This window comes from Pseudomonas sp., from assembly GCF_030150285.1.
Lineage (GTDB): Bacteria > Pseudomonadota > Gammaproteobacteria > Pseudomonadales > Pseudomonadaceae > Aquipseudomonas.
Genome location: NZ_JASLGE010000002.1, coordinates 1 through 20,823, shown reverse-complemented (window position 1 = coordinate 20,823; position 20,823 = coordinate 1). Strand labels below are relative to the sequence as shown.

At 58.2% G+C, this 20,823-nt stretch carries 18 protein-coding genes; 16 read left to right on the top strand and 2 right to left on the bottom strand.

The window, feature by feature from the left end:
- Window positions 1-320 precede the first annotated feature (320 nt).
- Window positions 321-1,172 (top strand): CAP domain-containing protein, encoded by an 852-nt coding sequence (locus tag Q1W15_RS00235; RefSeq protein ID WP_300719389.1) that lies wholly within the window; start codon window positions 321-323, stop codon window positions 1,170-1,172.
- Window positions 1,173-1,261: 89 nt separating this feature from the next.
- On the opposite strand, the gene mqo is transcribed toward Q1W15_RS00235, so the two are convergent.
- Entirely contained in the window at window positions 1,262-2,911 is a 1,650-nt protein-coding gene (mqo, locus tag Q1W15_RS00230) for a malate dehydrogenase (quinone) (protein WP_300719387.1), read from the bottom strand.
- 539 nt (window positions 2,912-3,450) lie between these two features.
- Between mqo and Q1W15_RS00225 the strand changes: the two genes are divergently transcribed.
- The 7 genes from Q1W15_RS00225 to Q1W15_RS00195 all read left to right on the top strand — a co-directional run bounded on the left by Q1W15_RS00225 (window position 3,451) and on the right by Q1W15_RS00195 (window position 10,923).
- The gene (locus tag Q1W15_RS00225) at window positions 3,451-3,810 is read left to right on the top strand and encodes a hypothetical protein (RefSeq protein WP_300719385.1); all 360 of its coding nucleotides are present in this window, start codon (window positions 3,451-3,453) and stop codon (window positions 3,808-3,810) included.
- A 71-nt stretch (window positions 3,811-3,881) separates the two neighbouring features.
- Window positions 3,882-4,364: an FAD/FMN-containing dehydrogenase gene (locus Q1W15_RS00220; RefSeq protein ID WP_300719382.1), complete on the top strand. Its 483-nt coding sequence runs from the start codon at window positions 3,882-3,884 to the stop codon at window positions 4,362-4,364.
- Between the two features lie 128 nt (window positions 4,365-4,492).
- Window positions 4,493-5,026, top strand: coding sequence for a sigma-70 family RNA polymerase sigma factor (locus tag Q1W15_RS00215; protein ID WP_300719380.1), 534 nt, complete (start codon window positions 4,493-4,495; stop codon window positions 5,024-5,026).
- The gene (locus Q1W15_RS00210; RefSeq protein WP_300719377.1) at window positions 5,019-5,963 is read left to right on the top strand and encodes a FecR family protein; all 945 of its coding nucleotides are present in this window, start codon (window positions 5,019-5,021) and stop codon (window positions 5,961-5,963) included. Before Q1W15_RS00215 ends, Q1W15_RS00210 begins: the two co-directional genes overlap by 8 nt.
- A gap of 96 nt (window positions 5,964-6,059) precedes the next feature.
- Window positions 6,060-9,017: a TonB-dependent receptor gene (locus tag Q1W15_RS00205; RefSeq protein WP_300719375.1), complete on the top strand. Its 2,958-nt coding sequence runs from the start codon at window positions 6,060-6,062 to the stop codon at window positions 9,015-9,017.
- 72 nt (window positions 9,018-9,089) lie between these two features.
- Window positions 9,090-9,866 (top strand): energy transducer TonB, encoded by a 777-nt coding sequence (locus Q1W15_RS00200; protein ID WP_300719373.1) that lies wholly within the window; start codon window positions 9,090-9,092, stop codon window positions 9,864-9,866.
- A gap of 157 nt (window positions 9,867-10,023) precedes the next feature.
- On the top strand, window positions 10,024-10,923 hold the full coding sequence (locus Q1W15_RS00195; RefSeq protein ID WP_300719371.1) for a LysR family transcriptional regulator: 900 nt from the start codon (window positions 10,024-10,026) through the stop codon (window positions 10,921-10,923).
- On the opposite strand, the gene Q1W15_RS00190 is transcribed toward Q1W15_RS00195, so the two are convergent.
- A complete protein-coding gene (locus Q1W15_RS00190; RefSeq protein ID WP_300719369.1) occupies window positions 10,924-11,559 on the bottom strand; it encodes a cupin domain-containing protein in 636 nt (211 codons plus the stop codon).
- A gap of 379 nt (window positions 11,560-11,938) precedes the next feature.
- Here Q1W15_RS00190 and Q1W15_RS00185 point away from each other — a divergent pair, with 379 nt between their 5' ends.
- The 8 genes from Q1W15_RS00185 to Q1W15_RS00150 all read left to right on the top strand — a co-directional run.
- Complete coding sequence (locus Q1W15_RS00185) at window positions 11,939-12,991, top strand: ABC transporter substrate-binding protein (RefSeq protein WP_300719367.1); 1,053 nt, start codon at window positions 11,939-11,941, stop codon at window positions 12,989-12,991.
- Between the two features lie 166 nt (window positions 12,992-13,157).
- Entirely contained in the window at window positions 13,158-14,237 is a 1,080-nt protein-coding gene (locus Q1W15_RS00180; protein ID WP_300719365.1) for an ABC transporter ATP-binding protein, read from the top strand.
- A gap of 10 nt (window positions 14,238-14,247) precedes the next feature.
- Window positions 14,248-15,495 carry an ABC transporter permease gene (locus Q1W15_RS00175; protein WP_300719362.1) on the top strand — a complete coding sequence of 416 codons (1,248 nt, stop codon included), beginning with the start codon at window positions 14,248-14,250 and terminating at the stop codon, window positions 15,493-15,495.
- A gap of 5 nt (window positions 15,496-15,500) precedes the next feature.
- Window positions 15,501-16,322 carry an ABC transporter permease gene (locus Q1W15_RS00170; RefSeq protein WP_300719360.1) on the top strand — a complete coding sequence of 274 codons (822 nt, stop codon included), beginning with the start codon at window positions 15,501-15,503 and terminating at the stop codon, window positions 16,320-16,322.
- Between the two features lie 102 nt (window positions 16,323-16,424).
- Complete coding sequence (locus Q1W15_RS00165; protein WP_300719358.1) at window positions 16,425-17,672, top strand: aminotransferase class III-fold pyridoxal phosphate-dependent enzyme; 1,248 nt, start codon at window positions 16,425-16,427, stop codon at window positions 17,670-17,672.
- A gap of 536 nt (window positions 17,673-18,208) precedes the next feature.
- A complete protein-coding gene (locus Q1W15_RS00160) occupies window positions 18,209-18,655 on the top strand; it encodes a hypothetical protein (RefSeq protein ID WP_300719356.1) in 447 nt (148 codons plus the stop codon).
- Entirely contained in the window at window positions 18,652-19,803 is a 1,152-nt protein-coding gene (locus Q1W15_RS00155; RefSeq protein WP_300719354.1) for a T6SS immunity protein Tli4 family protein, read from the top strand. The genes Q1W15_RS00160 and Q1W15_RS00155 overlap by 4 nt, the downstream gene beginning before the upstream one ends.
- Window positions 19,804-20,468: 665 nt before the next feature.
- On the top strand, window positions 20,469-20,823 hold a 355-nt coding region (locus Q1W15_RS00150; RefSeq protein WP_300719352.1), incomplete at its 3' end, for a contractile injection system protein, VgrG/Pvc8 family.

Sequence of the window (20,823 nt, the reverse complement as noted above, 5' to 3'; positions counted from 1 at the left end):
GGACCGGAGCGAGGGAACCTGAGCGCAGCGAAGGCCGAACGTCGGGGCAAGGCCTTTTTGGTTCCTTTTGTGGCTGTTTGACAAAAGGGACTCGCTGTAAAAGCGAAACCGATGCACCGGTTAAACCCCGAAAACGGATATGTGCCGGATACGCCAGTTGTCTTGCGCATTCACACTGAAACAACAGCGGCCCGGGGCATCCTCCCGATCGGCAGCGACTACCCCTGTAGCAGTTGACGAGTAGAACGAGGCGACGCCGGCGTGATGCGACAGCTGCGTAAATAAAGCATCATGGGCACCTCATGTTCAGAGGTGCCCTCATGCACAGTCCGTTCTCACTCTCTCGCCTGTCAGTATTGGCCCTGGGCCTGATGCTCGGCACGTGCGCTGTGGCCAGCGAAGAATCGCAATTGGTCGACTCGATCAACGCGTACCGCAGTCAGGTTCAACGCTGTGCCAGTGAAGCCTCGCCTGAATTGCCGCCGCTGGCTGTTGATCCACGGCTGATGCTGGCCTCCAACCGCTTCGGTGATTTGCAGCAGGCGCTTGCCAGTACCGGGTACCCGATGGTCAGCGTACAAGCCATCACCTTGTCCGGGCCTCGGGACGCGCCATCCGCCCTGAAAGCCGTGCAGGAAAGTTTTTGTAAGGTGGTGCTCGACCCGCAGTTTACCGATATCGGCGTCAGCCGCGATCAACGCGACTGGCGCATCGTGCTGGCCCGGCCGCTGTTGGCAGGACGCCTGGGCGACTCGCAAACGGAAGGCCAGAACGTGCTGACACTGATCAACGCGGCGCGGGCACAGCCCCGTCAGTGCGGCACTCAGGCCTTCAATGCCGCGCCTCCTCTCGCGCTGAACGCTACGCTGGCCGCGGCCGCAGAGGCCCATAGCCGTGACATGGCCAACCATAACTATTTCGACCACAAGGACCGTGAAGGCGGTACGCCGGGTGATCGCGCCGAACTGGCCGGGTACACGGCACGGTTGATCGGCGAGAACATTGCCGCCGGGCAAGGCACACCCGCCAAGGTGGTGGAGGGTTGGCTCGCCAGCCCCGGTCATTGTGCCAATGTGATGAACCCGCAGTTCAGCGAGCTGGGAGCCGCTTATGCGGTCGATCCGAAAAGTGACGCGGGGATTTATTGGACAGCGCTATTCGGCACGCCATAAATCCTGCGCACAAATACTGGAAAGGGGAAGTCGCGAGGAAACCGCCTTCAGAGCAGCCCCGCCCAACAGCGTTGGACGGGGCGTCTTTTTTACAGCGCCAGGTCAGACGCCGGGTCGCTTGGCGCAGGCTTGGCCGGCGCTTCAGCAGGGGCTTGCGCTGCACCGCTTGGCACCGTAATGGCCGGTGGCGGAGTCAGTTGCAGGGTTTGCGCCGTGTAGGCCCACTCCTGAGCAACGCGCTCAGGCGAGTCGTTCAGCTTGGTGCCGTAGCTCGGCACGATCTGATGCAACTTGGCTTGCCACTCAGGGCTTGCCACTTTGTCCTTGAACACGGTTTCCAGCACGGTCAGCATGATCGGTGCTGCAGTGGAGGCACCAGGTGATGCGCCCAGCAGGCCGGCAATGCTGCCGTCTTTGGCCGCAACAATCTCGGTACCCAGTTTCAGCACGCCACCTTTCTCTTCGTCACGCTTGATGATCTGCACACGCTGGCCAGCTTGCCACAGACGCCAGTCTTCGGTTTTGGCGTTCGGGAAGTATTCTTTCAGCGCGTTGAAACGGTCTTCGTCCGACAGCATCAGTTGACCGGCCAGGTACTCAACCAGTGGGTATTGTTCGATACCGACTTTGGTCATTGGCCAGATGTTGTGGGTGGTGGTGCTGGTCAGCAGGTCGAAGTACGAGCCTTCTTTCAGGAACTTGGTCGAGAAGGTCGCGAACGGGCCAAACAGGATAACGCGCTTGCCGTCGAGCACGCGGGTGTCCAGGTGCGGTACCGACATCGGCGGCGCGCCTACCGAGGCTTTACCATAAGCCTTGGCCAGGTGCTGCTCGGCCACGGTCGGGTTCTCGGTGACCAGGAACGAGCCGCCTACCGGGAAGCCGGCATATTCGCGAGCTTCAGGAATGCCGGACTTCTGCAGCAGGTGCAATGCACCTCCGCCTGCGCCGATAAACACGAACTTGGCGTCGGTTTCAGACTGGGTACCGTCTTTCAGGTTTTTGTACACCACACGCCACGAACCGTCTTCATTGCGCTTGATGTCTTGCACTTCGCTCGACAGCTTCAGCGTGAAGCCAGGCTTGCTTTGCAGGTAAGCCGTGAACTGGCGGGTAATTTCACCGAAATTCACGTCCGTGCCGATAGGAGACCAGGTGGCCGCGATTTTCTGGTTGGGGTCACGCCCTTCCATCATCAACGGAACCCACTGCTTGATCTGGGCCGGGTCTTCGGAGTACTCCATGCCAGCGAACAAAGGGCTGGCCTTGAGGGCTTCGTAGCGCTTCTTCAAAAACTTGATGTTGTCATCGCCCCACACAAAGCTCATGTGCGGTGTGGAGTTGATGAACGAGCGCGGGTCTTTCAGCACACCGTTCTTGACCTGCCAGGACCAGAACTGACGCGAGATCTGGAAGGCTTCGTTGATTTCAACGGCCTTCGGGATTTCAACGTTGCCGTTCTTGTCTTCCGGGGTGTAGTTCAGTTCGGCCAGCGCCGAGTGGCCGGTACCTGCGTTATTCCAGCCGTTGGAGCTTTCCTGGGCAACGCCGTCAAGACGCTCGATCATCTCCATGGACAGGCCCGGTTCCAGCTCATTGAGCCAGACACCCAGCGTAGCGCTCATGATGCCGCCGCCAATCAGCAGGACATCGACATGTTTGGGCTCAGCCGCGTGCACGGACGTCAGTCCCATGCTCAGCGCCAGGCCCAGTAGCCCCTTATTCATTTTCTTTAGCATGTTGTGGTACCTAAGATAAAACGCCATCTACCCGGCACTCAGCGAATGAAACACCGCGACAGTCGACAGCCTCATCGGCAGTCATCGTGCGTTCAGGCCTGGAACGGGTAGAGATAGAAGGCCTATGCACACTATAGACCTCACGGTTATGTACCTTGGGCGCTGATCTCTTATTGGTTTTGGCTTCAGCTACTTGGGTGACATGTTGGGTGTGTCGGCCATGACCGGCGACAGGTCAAGCCTGCCCGCGCTGACACGTGCGCACACGGTATTGCAGCTCCATTGTCATCTGACCCCCTTGCCACGCCATCCGGCAAGCCAGCACCGGTATGACAAGACAGGGCGTCAGCCGTCCATCCGCGACATTCTACCTCAGGTGGCCCTTTGCGTATAAACGCATCTTTTTTGGGGTTTTTAAGGCCACTGAAACGGTTAAGGCCATGCATTTGGATGAGTCGCTGATTCGTGGGGCAAACCCGGGCCCCAGGTCGCGTATGATGCCTGCCTTTATTTTGCCGTCCCTCTGACAGGATTCATCGATGTCTTTAAGCAAACGCAACCAGGCGCAACTTGAACGCCGCCTGGTCAAATCCCTGACCCAAGCCTGTGAAACCGCCAAGGGGCAAATTCCAGGGTTTGTCTGGCTGACTCATGTGGTCGACTTCGCGGCGTTTCCGACCAGCCTGAAAGTTGTCTGGGTGTTTGACACCCAGGCCAGTAAAGACTTCGCGCTGGCCGATGGCGAGGCCCGTTACATGGGCGAATTGACCGCACGGGCACTGGCCGATGCCCAGGTGCATGTGCGCCCCGGCGCATCCCACGTGTACTTTGACTCCGAAGAAGAATGCCAGCGAGCCTGTGGCGGCGACTGGCCAAAACGCTTGGCCAGCAAACGCTGAAACAGATCTGGCGTGTTCTCACGGCGCTTCGCGGCTACCATGCCGCTTCCCTGAACAAGAGAGGTAGACCCGTGAGAATTGTATTGGTGTTGTTGCTGAGTGCGTTCCCCTTGCTGGCTCAGGCGCTGGAAGTCGGTGATCGCCTGACACCCTGGACCCTGCTGGATCAACATGATCAGCCCTATACCCTGAACACGGACCAGAACGCAGGCACCACCACCTTGCTGGTCGCCCGCACCATGGACGGCGGTAAAATGGTCAAGGCCGCGCTGCAGGATCAGCCCAAAGGCTATCTGGAAGCCCGTCATGCGGTGTTCCTGGCCGATATCCAGCGTATGCCGTCGCTGATTGGCAAAATGTTCGCCCTGCCCGCCATGCGCGACTACACCTACCGCGTAGTGCTGGACCGCGATGGCAAGATCGTTAGCCAGTACCCTGGCGCTGAAGACGCGGTGCTGTGGTTGCAATTGGAGAACGGCAAGCTGGTCTCACAACAGTCGTTTACCAGTGCCGAAGCCCTGCGTGACGCATTGGCAAAACTGCCCACTCAGTAACCCCGGCCCCATCATTTGTGAGAATTCGCCAGTGCATTTGGCGGATTCTTACCTGAAACGGTATTGATAATTACTCTCAATTAAATTAACGTCGCGGCGCTTCACGCTCATCCTCCCTGAGTTCCCCCGTGACCGACACTACCGCCAGGCTGCACCTCTACCTTCATCATCGCCCCGCCCTGATCAACTACGCCAAGGCGGTTGTGGGTGAGCACGCCCGTGCCGAAGATGTGGTGCAAGACGCCTTTTTGCGGTTTTGTGGCAGCGGCGACGACCCGGTAGACCAGCCCGTGGCGTACCTCTACCGCATCGTGCGTAACCTGGCACTGGATGCCGTGCGTCGCCAGGCTACCGAAAAACGTCAACAACAAATGCCACTGCAATGGATGCGCCCGGCCCTGTCGCCCGAACAACACGCCGTACACGGTGACGATGCCAGCCGCATCGCCGCAACGCTGGCAAGCCTGCCCGAACAGATGCGGCTGGCGGTAGAAATGCATCGCCTGGGGGGCTTTACGTTGCAACAAACCGCCGATCACCTCAACCTCTCGCTTTCCACTGCTCACCGTCTGGTCAAGGACGCTATTGTTCAACTGGCCTCAAGCGTCGCCACCCACGACCCTGCCGCCAGCGCGCACACTAAGGAAAGCCCGTATGCATGAACTGCCCCGCACTGTCTCGGCCCGTAGCCTGGAAGACGCCGGCCAGTGGCTGCTGGACCTGCAAGCCCACCCCGAACGGCTGGACGAATTCGACCGTTGGCTGCACAGTAACGACGAGCATTTTGAAGCCTGGGCCCACGTCAATCGGGCTTGGGCGGCGCTTGCGCAACAACCCGCCCGCACTCGCCAACACTGGCCCGCACCCACACCGCTGCCCCGTCGGCGCTGGCCTTGGCTGGCAGCAGCCTGCATCAGCGCACTCGCGGTCTGCACGGCACTGGTGTTCAACCCGGCCTGGCGCGCCGACTACAGCACCGCCACGGCGCAAACCCGCGAAGTCACCCTCAGTGACGGCAGCCGCCTGACGCTGGCCCCGCAGAGTGCAATCAACGTCACATTCAACGATCACCTGCGCCAGGTCACGCTGGTCAAGGGCGAAGTGTTTTTTGACGTCGCCCACGACGCAAACAAGCCATTTGAAGTGCGCAGCGAAGACGCCGTTATCCGGGTTTTGGGCACCGCGTTCGATGTGGCCAGGCGCGCATCCGGCCTGAGTGTTGAAGTGCGCAACGGCACCGTCGGCGTCAATACGAAGTACCGCCTGAGCGCCGGGCAAGGCGTGTGGATCGACCGCCGAAGCGGCCTGGGGATGCCGTTGCAGGTCATGCCGGATGAAGTCGCCGGCTGGATCAAGGGCGCGCAATTCTTTGAAAACGTCACCGTTGCCCAGGTGGTGGAGCAACTGGACCGCTACCAGCGCGGCTGGATCGTGATTCAGGATCCGGCGCTGGCCAACAAGCGCGTGACGGGGCTGTATGACCTGCGCGATACCCAGCGCGCCCTGCAGGCGCTGGTCGCTCCGTTTGATGCCGAGGTCAGCCAATACTCGTCGCTGCTGACGGTGATTGACCGCAAAAAATCGCCCGCTGAAAAATAATTGCGCGAGTGATGAAAAAAAAACCAACGGCGTTCGTCTTTGTAGCTCCTTGTATTGCGAATGACTCGTAATACCAAAAACAAAAGGCGAAGAAACATGGGTAACCGATCACCCGTTGCGCACATTCCTCTTGCGTACACCCGCGTACCGGTGGCACTGGCCGTATTGTGCGTGGCGATCAACAGCGCACTGTTCCTGCCCGGCCTCGCCGTGGCGGCTGAACCCTCACTGGCGCACGGTGATCAAACCACCCGTTTCTACGACATTCCCGCCCAACCGCTGACCACCGCCCTGAGCGCTTTCGCCCGCCAGGCCAACCTGCAATTGGGCCTTGAAGCCGGACTGGTCGATGGTATGAATGCCCAGGCCCTGCGCGGCAACTTCACCCACGAACAAGCCCTGCAACGGCTGCTGGGGGATACACCGGTCAATTGGCGCGTCGACGCTCAACGCAGCCTGATCCTCAGCCGTCGCGGCAGCGCCGACGCCGGCGTGGGGGCCCTGTTGGAAGGCGACCTGGATGACTCGGAACTGCTCGGCCCGGTCACGATCAAGGGCGGCCAGACCAGCCGCTTGACTGGCTCAGCGGCGCAGGTCTACACCAAAGCGGGCTCCAGCGTGTATATCTCGGGTGAAACCCTCAACCGTTTCCGCGGCTCCTCACCCGCCGACATTCTCAAAGGCGTACCCGGCGTGCAAACCGGTGACACCCGCAACGGCGGCGCGTTGGACGTGAATATCCGTGGCATCCAGGGCCAGAGTCGCGTGCCGGTGACCATCGACGGCAGCCAGCAGGCCATTGACGCTTATCGCGGTTACGGCGGCATGCAGCAGCGCAGCTACATCGACCCGGACCTGATCAGCGACATCACGGTCGAAAAAGGCCCCAGCCTGGGCGCTGACGCAGCAGGTGCGATTGGTGGCATGGTCAAAATGAAAACCCTGCAACCCAAAGACATCATCAAGGACGGCGAAACTTTCGGCGTGCGTCTCAAGGGCGATATTTCCAGCAACAGCGTCGACCGCCCGCACGAATACAACGCGGAGCCACGCAAAGGCAGCAACACTATTTTCAACCCCCAGGCCCACTCCACCAGCCTTGCCATTGCCAATACCAGCGACACCGTGGATGTAGTCGCGGCTTACACCCGGCGCGAGAGTGGCAACTACTACGCCGGTAAAAAGGGCTTCAAGGATTACCAGGTATTCAAAGAAGTGCGCCGTTACGACCCGGCCACCAAAAAATACAAATACGTCACTGAAGAAGCCAACGGCCCGGCCAAGGTGTTCAAGGCTGGCAACGAAGTGCTCAACACCTCCAGCGACGCCGAATCGGTGCTGCTCAAGACCATCATCAAGCCCGCGCCGGATCAGGCGCTGGAACTGGCCTATCGCTACACCGATGGTGAATACGGTGAAGTCATGCCGTCGCGCATCATCCGCAACACGACCGGCACCGTGCCGCAATGGCAACCGGGCAGCATGCGCATCAACGCTTACACCGCGCGTTACACCTTCAAGCCTGACGACAACCCGCTGGTGGACTTCAGCGCCAACGGCTGGGTCACCAAAGCCCAGAGCAAGACGTACAACGGTCTGAGCACCGTGACCCCGCTGTTTGGTTATGAAGGCGAACCCGATCAATTGAGCGAAGACGGTTACCAGGACGCGTTGCTCAACCGCAGCAAAGACTTGCGCTGGGGCACGGACGTGAGCAACACCTCGCGCTTCGACACTCAGGTCGGCAAGTTCGCCTGGTACAACGGTGCCTCCTTCCAGAAAGAAAAACTGCGCCCGGACGACAACTCACCGGTGCTGCAATCGGACCTGGAGCAAAACCGTTTTATCCGCAGCGGCGACCGCCAGGAGGGCAGCTTTGTCAGCTCCCTGGAATGGGCACCGATCAAGCCGCTGACCTTCACCGTGGGCGGTCGCTACAGCGAATTCCACAGCAAGGACCACAACCGCCTCGCCAGCCCCGCCACCTTCGGCACCCGGCCCGTGCGCTGGACCTGGCTGTACAAGGGCCAGGACCGTATCGGCTATGTGTACTGGCGCCCGGACGCCCAAGGTAACTTCACCCAGGACTCGCTCAATGCCACGCCCTATGAGAAAGGCACCGTGGGTAACACCGGCTATGACCGCATCGAAGCCAATGACCCCTCACTGCTGAAATACGCCACCAGTTACAGCTACGCCAAGCCGATTGAGCGCCGGGATCACGCGTTTACGCCTTCATTCAGCGTGAAGTATGACCTGACCGACGCCAGCTTCGTGTACCTCAACTACAGCGAAGGTGTGCGCATGCCGAGCCTGTTCGAGTCAACCCTGGGCCTGTTCACGGCCGCCGTGCCCGGTGCCGACCTCAAGCCTGAACACAGCAAGAACTGGGAAGTGGGTGCCAGCACCTTGAAAAATAACCTGTTCCTGGACGGTGACACCGCCGCGGCCAAACTGGCCTACTTCGACAACAAAATCGAAAACTACATCACCCGCGATTACCTCGACATTTTCGCCGGCAACCTGCAGAACGTGGACAGCTTCACGGTCAAGGGCGTGGAGTTGCAGACCCGCTACGACATGGGCCGCGTGTTCACCGATGTGTCGGCCACCTACTACCTGAACGCCAAAACCTGCGCCCCGGACCTGGCACAAAAACTGCGCGACGACGGCACGCCAACCCCCAACTGTGTGGACGGCGGCTTCCCGGGCTCATACACCAACACCCAGAACCCGCCCAAGTACGCCATCAACACCACCGTGGGCAGCCGCTGGTTTGACAACAGCCTGGTGCTGGGCGCACGCATGGTCTACAACAGCGCCCCCATCGCCAAGCTGAACAAGCCGTGGAACGATGGCATCACCACCAACCAGATCTACTACCGCAAATCAGCCATCTTCGACCTCTTCGCCAGCTACGAAATCTACAAGGGCACCCAGTTGGACTTTGGCGTGCAAAACCTGACCAACGTGTACTACCTGGACCCACTGGCGCAGAGCTTCATGCCGGCTCCGGGCCGCACGGTGCGCACCGGCCTGACGGTCAAGTTCTAAGCCACAACCGCGGTTAAACACGGGATGCCTTGACCGGCATCCCGTTTTACGTTGATAGAAAATGATGAGCCGATGACTTACCTGAACCGATCCCGCAAAACGCTCTGGAGCGTGGCCACCCTGATCACCCTGAGCGTGTACGCGGGCATTATTGCCTGGCTGCTGCACGACGCCCCCGTGGCCACGGCAGCCGCCGCGCCCGCCGCGATGATGATCGAATTGGCAGCCGCACCCGTGGCCCAGGCCGTTGAAGAGGACCTGCACGTCGCCCCCGACAAGGTCGTGCAAAAGCAGGTCAGCACGCCGACCGTCCAGCCGCCGAAGACCGTGGTTAAAAAAGTTACCCCGACGGCGCGCCCCACCCCTGCCAAACAGGCCACATCCCCGCTTAAGGACAGTGCCTACGGCCGCTATTCATCGGCACCGGACCACGCGCCCGAATTGGCGACTGCACCGCATAAACAGGCGCAACAGCCCGCCCCATCCGCCACCACCGCGCCGCCCAAACTCGATGCGCAACCCGCCAGCACCACCGCTGCCAGCCAGTCGTCGCGGGGCACCGCCGACCCCGCGCAAAAAGTGCAATGGCGGGCGCAATTGCTCGCGCACCTGGAACGTTTCAAACGCTACCCGCAAAACGCCCGGGACCGTGGCGACCGGGGCGTGGCGTACCTGCGGTTTGAAATCGACAGCAATGGCAAGGTGCTCAGCGCCAGCATTGTGCGCTCAGCCGGGTTCAGTGACCTGGACAGCACGACCCTGGACATGATCGCGCGCGCCTCACCCGTGCCCCGCCCCCCGGAAGGCATCACACTTCGGTTTACCGTGCCGGTGGTGTTTGCCAAGTGAACGGGCCCGCGTGGCCTGGTGCTTGCGTTCACCCGGCCGCGCCCTCAGGAAGAAGCGCCGGCAAAAGCGCTTTTTCCTACCCCGCTTAGCGTATACAGTTCAAAACACTGCGCACTCCGGGCATGCATGGCTGCCTTCACACCGTCTAGGATCAAGCTTGGATAACTTCTCCCAATTGCAGGCCTTTTTATGGGCCCATGAACAGGGCAATTTCTCGGCGGCTGCCCGGGCGAACGGGCTGACCCCGTCCACCATCAGCAAACTCATCACGCGCCTGGAAAACCGCCTTCAGGTGCGGCTGTTTCAACGCGGCACCCGCAACCTCACGCTCACCGAAGAAGGCGCGGCGTATCTGGTCAGCGCCCGTGAAGTGATGAAGGCCATGGCTGAGGCGGACTCACTGGCAGAAGCGTTCCCTACCCGGGTCAGCGGCGCGTTGCGCATTCACACCATGACCACCTTCGCCAAGCACCAGATTGTGCCCTGGCTGCCCGCATTTCTGTCGTTGTACCCAGGCCTCACCGTCGATATCCAGGTGGGCCCGCAGTATGTCGACCACTTTGATCAAGGGCTGGACGTGGCGATTCACAGCGGCGTGCTGGCAGACTCTTCGCGCGTGGCGCGTAAAATCGGCGAAAGCGCCTGGATAACCTGTGCATCCCCGGAGTACCTGGCGCGTCGGGGCACACCGCTTCACCCCCAGGCACTGCTGGCCCACGACTGCTTCAACTTCGGTTTCAACAGCAACTGGAACACCTGGCAATTCAGGGTGGACGACACCCTTATTACCGTTCCCATCCAGCCCAAAGCGGTGTTTGCCCAAGGGGATTTACTGCGTGATATCGCACTGGAAGGCGGCGGCATCGTCAAACTGGCGCAGTTCCATATCGGTGCCGACCTCAAGGCCGGCAGGCTGGTGCCGCTGCTGCAAGCCTTCGACGTGTCTGCGAAAGAGCCTATCTACCTGATCTACAGCAACCGCAAACACCTTAGCCCCAGAATCCGCGTGTTCCGGGACTTTCTCGAACAGCAACTGGCACAAGCGCCGTGGGATTAGTTAGAAGGTTGGCGGAGACACCGCGCTCACCACAATACAGACTTCATCAAACGGGTTGCGCATGCGGTGCGGTAAGCGGCTGTCGAAGTAATAGGCATCGCCCACCTCAAGCACCCGAATTTCATCGCCCACAGTCATTTCAAGGCGGCCTTCGATGATGATGCCGCCCTCCTCGGCTTCGTGAGAATACAGTTCTTCGCCTTCTTCGCCGGTGTCTGCACCTGGCTCGTAGCGTTCATGCAGGATCATCATGGAGCTGTTCGCGAGGTTGGCCCCCACTTGCCGGTAGGACAACTTTTTGCCATCAGCCAGTTCCACCAGTTCATCGGCTTTGTAGAACACCGCGCGGTCGACTACCGCCGAGTCCGAGAAGAACACGCTTAGGGTGATATTCAAGGGGCGAAGCAGACGCTTCAATACACTCACTGACGGGCTGGACTTGTCGCGTTCGATAATCGAAAGCGTGGCGTGCGGCACCCCGGCCTGCTCGGCCAACCCGCGTATCGACAGCCCGCGCGCTTGGCGCAAAGCCTTGAGGCGTGCCCCCACGGAGGCGGTTTCATAGGTATCAAAAAGACGTTCCCCGGGCTCCTCTGGTGTGTGGGGGGAGCGGCTGGTGGCCGTTGGTTCTGTCACGATTGATTCCTCAGATAAACGGTACCCGAGCGGGCCGATCGACGGGTAAGAACATGGACGTGGGCGTGGTTCAAAACGGTGCGAACGCCCTCAAACGCACCTTTGGGGTAACGCGCAGGCAGGCTCCGTGAAGCAAAGTAACACGATTTCAGACACCCACCGGCCTACATAAAGGCACAGTCCGCGCACAAAAAAAACCTGCTCACCTGTATTAAATAGCAAAAAAACTCAAATTCAAGGCGTGAAAAAACAATCGCTTACCGTGGGGTACGGGCAATTGTCAGGGTTTTCGATCCCGGAAAATAAATGTTGCTTAGCGGCGTTGCGAGTGGTAAAAATTTTTACCACACCAACACCCCATCAGCGTCGAGGCTCAACAATGCATAAATCACGCCACGCTTTTGCAGCATTTGGATTTGCCCTTCTCGGTCTGGCCGTTACGCAAGCTGCCAGCGCCCGCGACCTCACTATCGTTTCCTGGGGAGGCAATTTCCAGGACGCTCAACGCGAGTTGTTCTTCACGCCTTACAGCAAAGAGACGGGAAAAAAGGTCCTCGACCAGACATGGGATGGCGGTGTGGGCGTGCTTGACGCCAAAGTCAAACCCGGCAACCCGAACTGGGACGTGGTTGAAGTGGAGTCTGAAGACCTGGCGCTGGGTTGTGAACTGGGCCTGTTTGAAAAAATCGACTGGGCCGTCGTGGGCAACAAGTCAGACTTTATTCCTGAAGCCGTGAGTGAGTGCGGGGTGGGCAACATCGTGTGGAGCACCGGCCTGTCGTGGGACGGCGACAAACTCAAAACCGCGCCAACCTCCTGGGCCGACTTCTTTGACACCCAGAAAATACCGGGCAAGCGCGGCCTGCGCAAAGGGCCGAAATATGCACTGGAATTCGCCCTCATCGCTGACGGCGTGAAACCGTCCGAGGTGTATGAGGTGTTACGCACGCCAGAAGGCGTCGATCGCGCCTTCAACAAACTGCAAACCATCAAGCCGAATATTGTGTGGTGGGAAGCCGGTGCACAACCCCTGCAAATGCTGTCAGCCGGCGATGTGGTCATGAGCTCGGCCTATAACGGCCGCATCACCGGCTTCAACAACAACGAAGGCAAGAACTTCAAGTTTCTGTGGGACGGCAGTGTGGCGGCCGTGGACTCATGGACCGTGCTTAAAGGCAGCGAGAACAAAGCCGCCGCCATGGACTTTATCGCCTACGCCAGCAAGCCGGAAAACCAGGCCAAACTGCCCAAGTTCATCGCCTACGGCATGACCAACACCAAGGCCAACCCATTGGTGCCGGCCGACTTGCAGGCCGTGCTGCCTACTACCCCGGAAAACCGTGCCAAGGCCACCTCGATTGATGTCGACTTCTGGGTCGAAAACATCGAACCCCTGACCGAGCGCTTTAACGCCTGGGTCGCCCAGAAGTAACCCGACCACCACGATACCCCCCTGCCACCTGTCACGGGTGGCAGGTCACTGCATTGCGACGCCCTCTCATGCCACTGAAGCCGCTCCCGCGCGCTTCACCCTTTCGCATGAGCGGCAAAAGAGTAGCGAAGATGATTTCGGCCTGCTCCCGAATGAGGATTGCCCCGTGAAACACTTGGTCAGATTCAAAAACATCCAGAAAACCTATGACGGGGTGCGTCCTGTCGTCAAGGATCTGAACCTTGATATCAAAGAGGGCGAATTCGTGACGTTGCTCGGCCCTTCGGGCTCGGGCAAGACCACCAGTCTGATGATGCTGGCCGGGTTTGAAACACCCACCCACGGTGAAATCTTTCTGAATGACAAGCCGCTGCACAACCTGGCACCGCACAAGCGCGACATTGGCATGGTGTTTCAAAACTATGCCCTGTTTCCGCATATGACCATTGAGCAAAACCTCGCCTTCCCGCTGTCTGTCCGCAAAATGAACAGCGTCGACAAACAGGCAAAAGTCAAGCGCGCCCTGGACATGGTGAAACTCACTGACTTCGCCAAGCGCTACCCCGCCCAACTGTCCGGCGGCCAACAACAGCGCGTGGCCCTGGCGCGCGCGCTGGTCTTTGACCCCAAGCTGGTGCTGATGGATGAACCGTTGGGGGCCCTGGACAAGCAGTTGCGTGAGCACATGCAACTGGAAATCAAACACCTGCACCAACAACTCGGGCTGACCGTGGTGTATGTCACGCACGATCAAAGCGAAGCCTTGACCATGTCGGACCGCGTCGCGGTGTTCAATGACGGCGCGATCCAGCAGATCGACACCCCGAATGCCATTTATGAATGCCCGACAAAAAGCTTCGTGGCGCAATTTATCGGTGAAAACAACACACTGAACGGCACCTTCGTTTACAAGGACGGCCCGCTGGCCGTCGCACGCTTGGGCGACGGCAGCCTGGTGCAGGCGGTTTCAGTTGCACACACCCAACCCGGTGATCCGGTTGCGCTGTGCATACGCCCGGAGCGCGTGCGTGTCGGGCCGGCCGGCAGTTCGCCGCTGAGCGCCCGTATACAGGAGTACATCTACCTGGGCGACCACGTGCGAATGATCACTGAAATTGCCGGGCAACCCAATTTCATGATCAAGCTCCCTATCGCGCAAATGGACAACCGTTGGGCCGTAGGCAGTTCGATTTCCCTTTCCTGGTCGCCAGAGCACATCCGTGCCCTGGACGTAGCCCCGCACTGAGTCGACGATGATGAGTCAGTCCGCCACTTCCCCTTCGGGCCAGCCACCCGCGCAAGACCTGAGCACCCAGCTCAGAAAATCCCAGCGCCGGTATAAACTCAAATCGCTGATGCTGATTGCGCCGCTGTTTTTGTTTGTGTTGGTTTGTTTTGCCTTCCCGATCGGCACGCTGTTGTCGCGCAGCGTCGACAACCCCGACGTGCACACAGCCCTGCCGCGCACCACCGAAGCCCTCGCCGACTGGAAAGGCAATAGCCTGCCCAATGAGCGCGCGTATGCCGCCCTGATCACCGACTTGGCCACCGCCAAAGAGAACGGCCAGGTCGGCGCACTTTCCAAGCGGTTGAGCTACGAGATTCCTGCCTACCGTGGGGTGATCACCAAAACACTGCGCAATTTGCCCGCCGACAACGTGGAAAACAAGCGCGAAGCCTTGATCGCAGTCGACAGTGCCTGGGGCGAGCTTAAGTATTGGCAAGCGATGAAACAGGCATCGTCCAGCTGGACACCCTACTTTCTGCTGGCTGCGCTCGACCAACGCATGGACTCGGCCACCGGCAAGCTGGTCAGCGCCGAGCCGAATCAGTCGATCTACGTGGATATCTTTGCCCGCACCTTTTACATCGGGGGTGTGGTCACGTTGCTTTGCCTGCTGCTGGGGTTCCCGGTCGCCTATTGGCTGGCCACGTTACCAGAAGGCAAAAGCAACCTGCTGATGATCTGCGTACTGCTGCCATTCTGGACATCATTGATCGTGCGCACTGCGGCGTGGATTGTGCTGTTGCAGGCAGACGGCCTGATCAACCGCACGTTGATGGGGTTAGGCATCGTCGACGCGCCTGTGCAACTGGTGTTCAACAGAACCGGGGTCATCATCGCAATGACCCATGTGCTGTTGCCATTTATGATCCTGCCGCTCTACAGCGTGATGAAAAACATCCCGGCCAACTATGTACGCGCCGCCATCTCCCTCGGTGCCCACCCCTTTGTCGCGTTCTGGCGGGTGTATGTGCCGCAGACATTCGCGGGCCTGGCGGCCGGTGGCTTGCTGACCTTCATTCTGGCAATCGGCTACTACGTTACCCCCGCGCTGGTGGGCGGCGCAGCGGACCAAATGGTCAGTTACTTCGTCGCGTTCTACACCAACAAAACCGTTAACTGGGGCATGGCCTCTGCGCTCGGCAGCCTGCTGTTGGTGGCCACCCTGTTGCTGTACGCGGTGTACGGCAAGCTCACCCAACCCAGCCAATCGAGGTAATCACAATGCAGCCTTATGCTTCCAGGGCCGAGAAACTGGCCAGGTTTGGGTTGGTGACGCTGTCGTTGCTGGTGCTGGTGTTCTTGATGACACCGGTGTTGGTGATTATTCCGCTGTCATTCAACGCGTCATCCTTCCTGACGTACCCGATGGACGGGTTTTCGTTTCGCTGGTACGAGGAACTGATGTCTTCGGGTGAATGGTGCCAAGCGTTCAAGAACAGCTTTATCATTGCGCCGTTTGCCACCTTGCTGGCGATGATAATCGGCACCCTGGCCTCTGTGGGCCTGTCTCGGGGCAACTTCCGGTTCAAGGGGGTGGTCATGGCGTTTTTGATCTCGCCCATGATCGTGCCGTTGGTGATCGTTGCCGTGGGCCTGTACTTCTTCTTTGCCAAGCTGCAGTTGCTCAATAGCTACCTCGGCCTGGTGCTGGCCCATGCCATGCTGGGGGTGCCGTTTGTGGTGATCACGGTCAACGCGACCCTGCAAGGCTTTGACAATAACCTGAGCCGTGCCGCTGCCAGCCTGGGCGCACCGCCGCTGACGGTGTTCTTCAAGGTCATGTTGCCGCTGATCGCGCCCGGCGTGATCTCGGGCGGGCTGTTTGCCTTCGCCACGTCGTTCGATGAAGTGGTGGTCACGCTGTTCCTGGCCAGCCCTTCACAGCGCACCTTGCCGCTGCAAATGTTCTCGGGCATTCGCGAAAACATCAGCCCCAATATTGCAGCGGTGGCGACCATCATGGTGGTCCTCTCCGTGCTGATGCTGCTGACCCTGGAAGTGCTCAGACGGCGCAACGAGAGAATGAAAATAAAAGCCGAATAGGCCATGGCTCGCCACCACCGCGACAGCCTTAAACAACCGTAAAAACACCTCCCGGGCCTTACGCCCGGGATGGGTAACCCTTGCCAGAAATCAGAGGTTTTTATGCCTAATCTAGTCGGTGATGTTTCCAGCGCAGCCCGTATTTTGCCGGACTTGCATGGCGAAACATTGTTTATCCGCAACGGCAGCGGTGCCCACCTGTGGGATGACAAGGGGTGCCAATACGTCGACACCGCGCTGGGCTTCGGTGCAGTCGCACTGGGCCACGCCAACGCCGGCGTCAACGCGGCGGTGATCGAGGCGCTGAGCGACGGTGCAGCACCTTCCTGGGCCCATGTGCGCGAACACGGCGCGGCCAGCGAATTGGCCCGGCATACCGGCGCACTGTCCAAGGTGATCTTCACCAATTCGGGCAGCGAAGCCGTTCACCTGGCCTGCCGTGCCGCCCGTGCGTATACCGGCCGCCGCAAAATCGCCAAAGTCGCCGCCGGTTTTGACGGCTGGTTTGATGATGTCAGCTTCGGCAATGTCAACTCCCCTGAAGCCAACTTTGCCAATGACCAACGCCCGTCCACAGACCGGACCACGTTGCTGCGCTACAACGATTTTGATGATGTTGAACGCCTGTTTGCCCAGGACCCGGACATCGCGGCGGTCGTGCTGGAGCCGATGCTGGCCAATGCCGGGTGCATCATGCCGGCACCGGGTTACCTCAAGCATGTACAGGACGTGGCTCGTCAGCACGGTGCGCTGGTGATATGCGATGAAGTGCTGATGGGCTTTCGCCTCTACGCCGGCCTGGCCGGCTTGCGTGAAGGGCTGGACCCCGACATCGCCACCGTCGGCAAAGCCATCGGCAACGGGGTGCCGGTGTCGGCCGTGGTGGGCAAACCGGCGATTCTGGCGGGTTTTGAACAGGGCACCGTACTGCGCGGCGGTACCTTCAGCGGCAACCCCATGGCCTGCGCAGCCGTCAGCAGCACCCTGGGGCAACTCGATGCCAGCGATTTCGACGCATTGCTTGAGCGTGGCGATGCGCTGCGTGTGGCCATCGAACGCCTGTTCAGCGACCAGGGCATCCGCATTACCACCAGCGGCTACGGCAATGTGTTCGCAATCTGGCTGGGGGCCGCAGCGCCGACAACCTATGCGCAAGCCCTGCAAATCGCCAACCCGGCCTTCAGCAAAGCCCTGCACCTGGCTTTGCGCGAAGCGGGTGTATTGATCATGCCGTCGCCTTACGGGCGCCTTTACCTGTCCTTTGCCCACACCGACCGGGTGATCGAGGAGATGAAAGTGGCCTTTAATCGCGCCGCCCTGCAACTCAGCGTTGACTACGCCAACGGCTGATCGACTTCACACTCAAAAAAGGGTTCATCACGCAATCCCGGGAAACACATAAACAAGAACGCCGATTTGGTTGATGATGTTTGTGCGAACACACACATCCAACTAACCGGCGTTCTATGCCTGATTGATCGTGTCCGTCAGAACTTGCTGGCCGCTAGCCCATCGTCGATGACGGTCTATTTAACTTAAAATGCTGTGGTCACCGCGCGACATCTGGATAAACCTTAAAATTATCCTCCTGTTGCCCTATCGCTGGATAACCTGGCATCGCGCGTCAAAGAGCTTGTCACCTCACACACTGACAAGTTTTCGTAGGCTCTTTCTCTAATTATTGTAGTCCTCCTTTTTAAACCTCTTTCCTCCGCCAACTCCCCCTGGCAACTGGGCACAATGTCTCCCGCCGCTATGCCTTTGCGCGCTCAACATTCAGCTTGTCGTTTTTTTGGCGGGTTATAACGGCGAGCTTTCAACGTGCAGAGCAACTGCCTTATTGGGCGCGTCTCAAACACTGATCAACACGCTGAAGGACACGTTAAATGAGTTTTCCTGAAAACAGCACACCTCGGTGCCACGTACTTCAAATCGCGGATACCAATGGCAATGCCTACAAAGCTTTCGTGACTGAAAATATCTGGCTCGCCCCTGCGTTTTCCTTTCCGGCGAGAAGCAACGCAGTAACACCCTACTTCAACGACAAAGCGTATTCTGCCGAGTTGATTACTGCGTTTGCCGCCGCGAAAGAGTCGATCTATACCGCTGGCTGGCAGATCAACCGGGACGTGCAACTGGCACCCAGGGTGCGCCTCTACGATTGGGAGTCGACACGCAAAGATTTTCTGGGCAATGGCCATCCTCAGCCGACACGGACATTGGCTCATGAACTACGCAAAGGCATTTGGAACACGTTTGAACCGGAGGATATTTACCAGCCAGAAAAGCAAGTTGCATTTTTGTCAAACAACACCCTGGAGTCGCGCGGATGAAGGTTGTCAGGACAATCGTACAGGCCTGTTTCCTAGGAAGTATTTCCTTTGCTGTTACAGCAAAAACACAAGAGATCCCTAAAGGCTGGAAAACGGAATGTGTTGGGTATTTTAAAATAAGCGTTCCTGGCGAGGTAGATATAGGGATCGCCAGAGGGGGCTCAGACCCCAGCAAATTATCTCAAGCAGTCCATACGGGCGACTATGATTTGTTTGAGGATTCAATATATTTAGATGGATTGATACGTATATCCTCAATGCTTCCCAGAGCCGGCTTTTTAAGATTAAAAGATGAAAGATTAGAGTTTGTGAAAGCTTCCAGAGAGGGTAAAACAGAACACAGCCCAATAAAGGACTCTGACTATGCCTTTAAAAAAAATTCACTGAGTTACTCCTACACTGACAAGTACTACAATGTTAAGGGAGTGACTTTTATTTATGGGGCCAGGCGAATTTATTATTACGCTCAGTCAAAAGGCGAGTTTTCACCTACCGATCCAGAAGCCAAGGTCAAATCTGACCAAGCTCACTTCCTTAAGAATTTTCGCCCCCGCGCCCGCTACCAAATTCCGCGGGAAAAAGGGTTCTGCATGCCCTACGGCTTCGTTAAGGACGACAGACCCCAAAAACGAAGCATGGGCACCATCATGCGGCTGAAAAAACATCCTGACGTCAGAATTCTTTTCCGGGATCAAAGTGCATCTTTGCTGGAAAGCTACTCAATGGAACAAAATCCAACCGTCGAAAATGAATTGCTAGCGTTTTGGGAGCGTCCGGATTGGGGTGGCGTGAACTACAAAGCCCTCGGCCTTAACAAGTTCCCCTCAGTCCAAATGGGTGGCTACAAAGGACAATCAACCTTTGTAGAAATAACCCGCCCTACACGCACGCCCACTGAACTTTGCTCTTGGAGCGACGAATACTTCTCCAAAGCCGATAAAAAAGCCGCTGGCTGTTTGCCACGAACTATGGACTACGGCTATATCGCCTATGTCAAAGGCGACCCTGATGCCAAGGAAGACACCCCCAACCTGCTGCTCTACGTGATGCAAGACTCGGAGAACGCGCCTGACGGCAAACCAACCATTGGCAAGGATGAACTTCGCAAAATGGCCGAGACCATCGCCGCATCGATCAAGCGACGTTGAATTCTCGCGGTGATACGCTGCGTCATATAGCGACCTCCAGTCAGGTCGCTTACCTACATCCATAGCTATTGGCAAATAGCAGGTGAAAGGCTTTGCAGTAGGGCCAGCTGCTTCTTTTACAAAAAACCTTTCTTGCCTATTTAATTGGGAGCATTTCTTTTGCGTTTAAAGCAAAGACACCAGCAAGGCCTGAGGCCTGGAAAAAAGAGTGTGTAGATATTTAAAATTAGCGCTCCAAGGCAAGTGAGAAACTTCAAATAGCCACTTATGATATCGAAACAACTGGACTCGCCCTTCAAAAGAAGGATACCTAACAACACTCACTTACCGCTCACTGTAAAGCTATACACTTTCCTGTCCGAACGACAAAAATGCTACACCCTACCCTATCGCCGTATAGCCTGGCATCGAGCATCAAAGAGGCTTATTACATAATACACTGACAAGTTTTCGTAGGCTCTTTCTCTAATTTCTGTAGTCCGTCTTTTTAAGCCTCTTTCCCCCGCCAATTCCCCCGGGCAACTAGGCACAATGGCCCCCACCCAAATGCCTTTGCACGTTCAATAGTTTCCTTGCCGACTTCTTGGCGGGTTATGCCCGACTGCCTGAACGGCGAGCTTTCAAATGGCAGAGCAACAACCTAATTGAATAGGGATATCACCGCGATGAGTTCGACCCTCTCCAGCCAAACCCGGCTGTATGTACTGGATGCCCCTGCCCCCTTGGCTCAGAGCCTGCAGGTGGAGCGCTGGGTCGGTCATGAAGCGTTATCCGACCTTTATCGCTGGGATATCTTCGCACTCAGCGCCGATCACCTAATCGCGCTCTCAGCCTTGATGGGCCAAAAAATTACATTGCTGACCACGCTCGCCGATGGCCGCCGATGCCCGCGCAGTGGCTTGGTCAGCACTGCCGCCCGGCTTGGCAGCGATGGTTCTTTAACCCGCTACCACCTGACACTCGTGCCCTGGTTGTGGATGTTGACCCAGAGTTTTCGCTCTCGCGTGTACCAGGACAAAA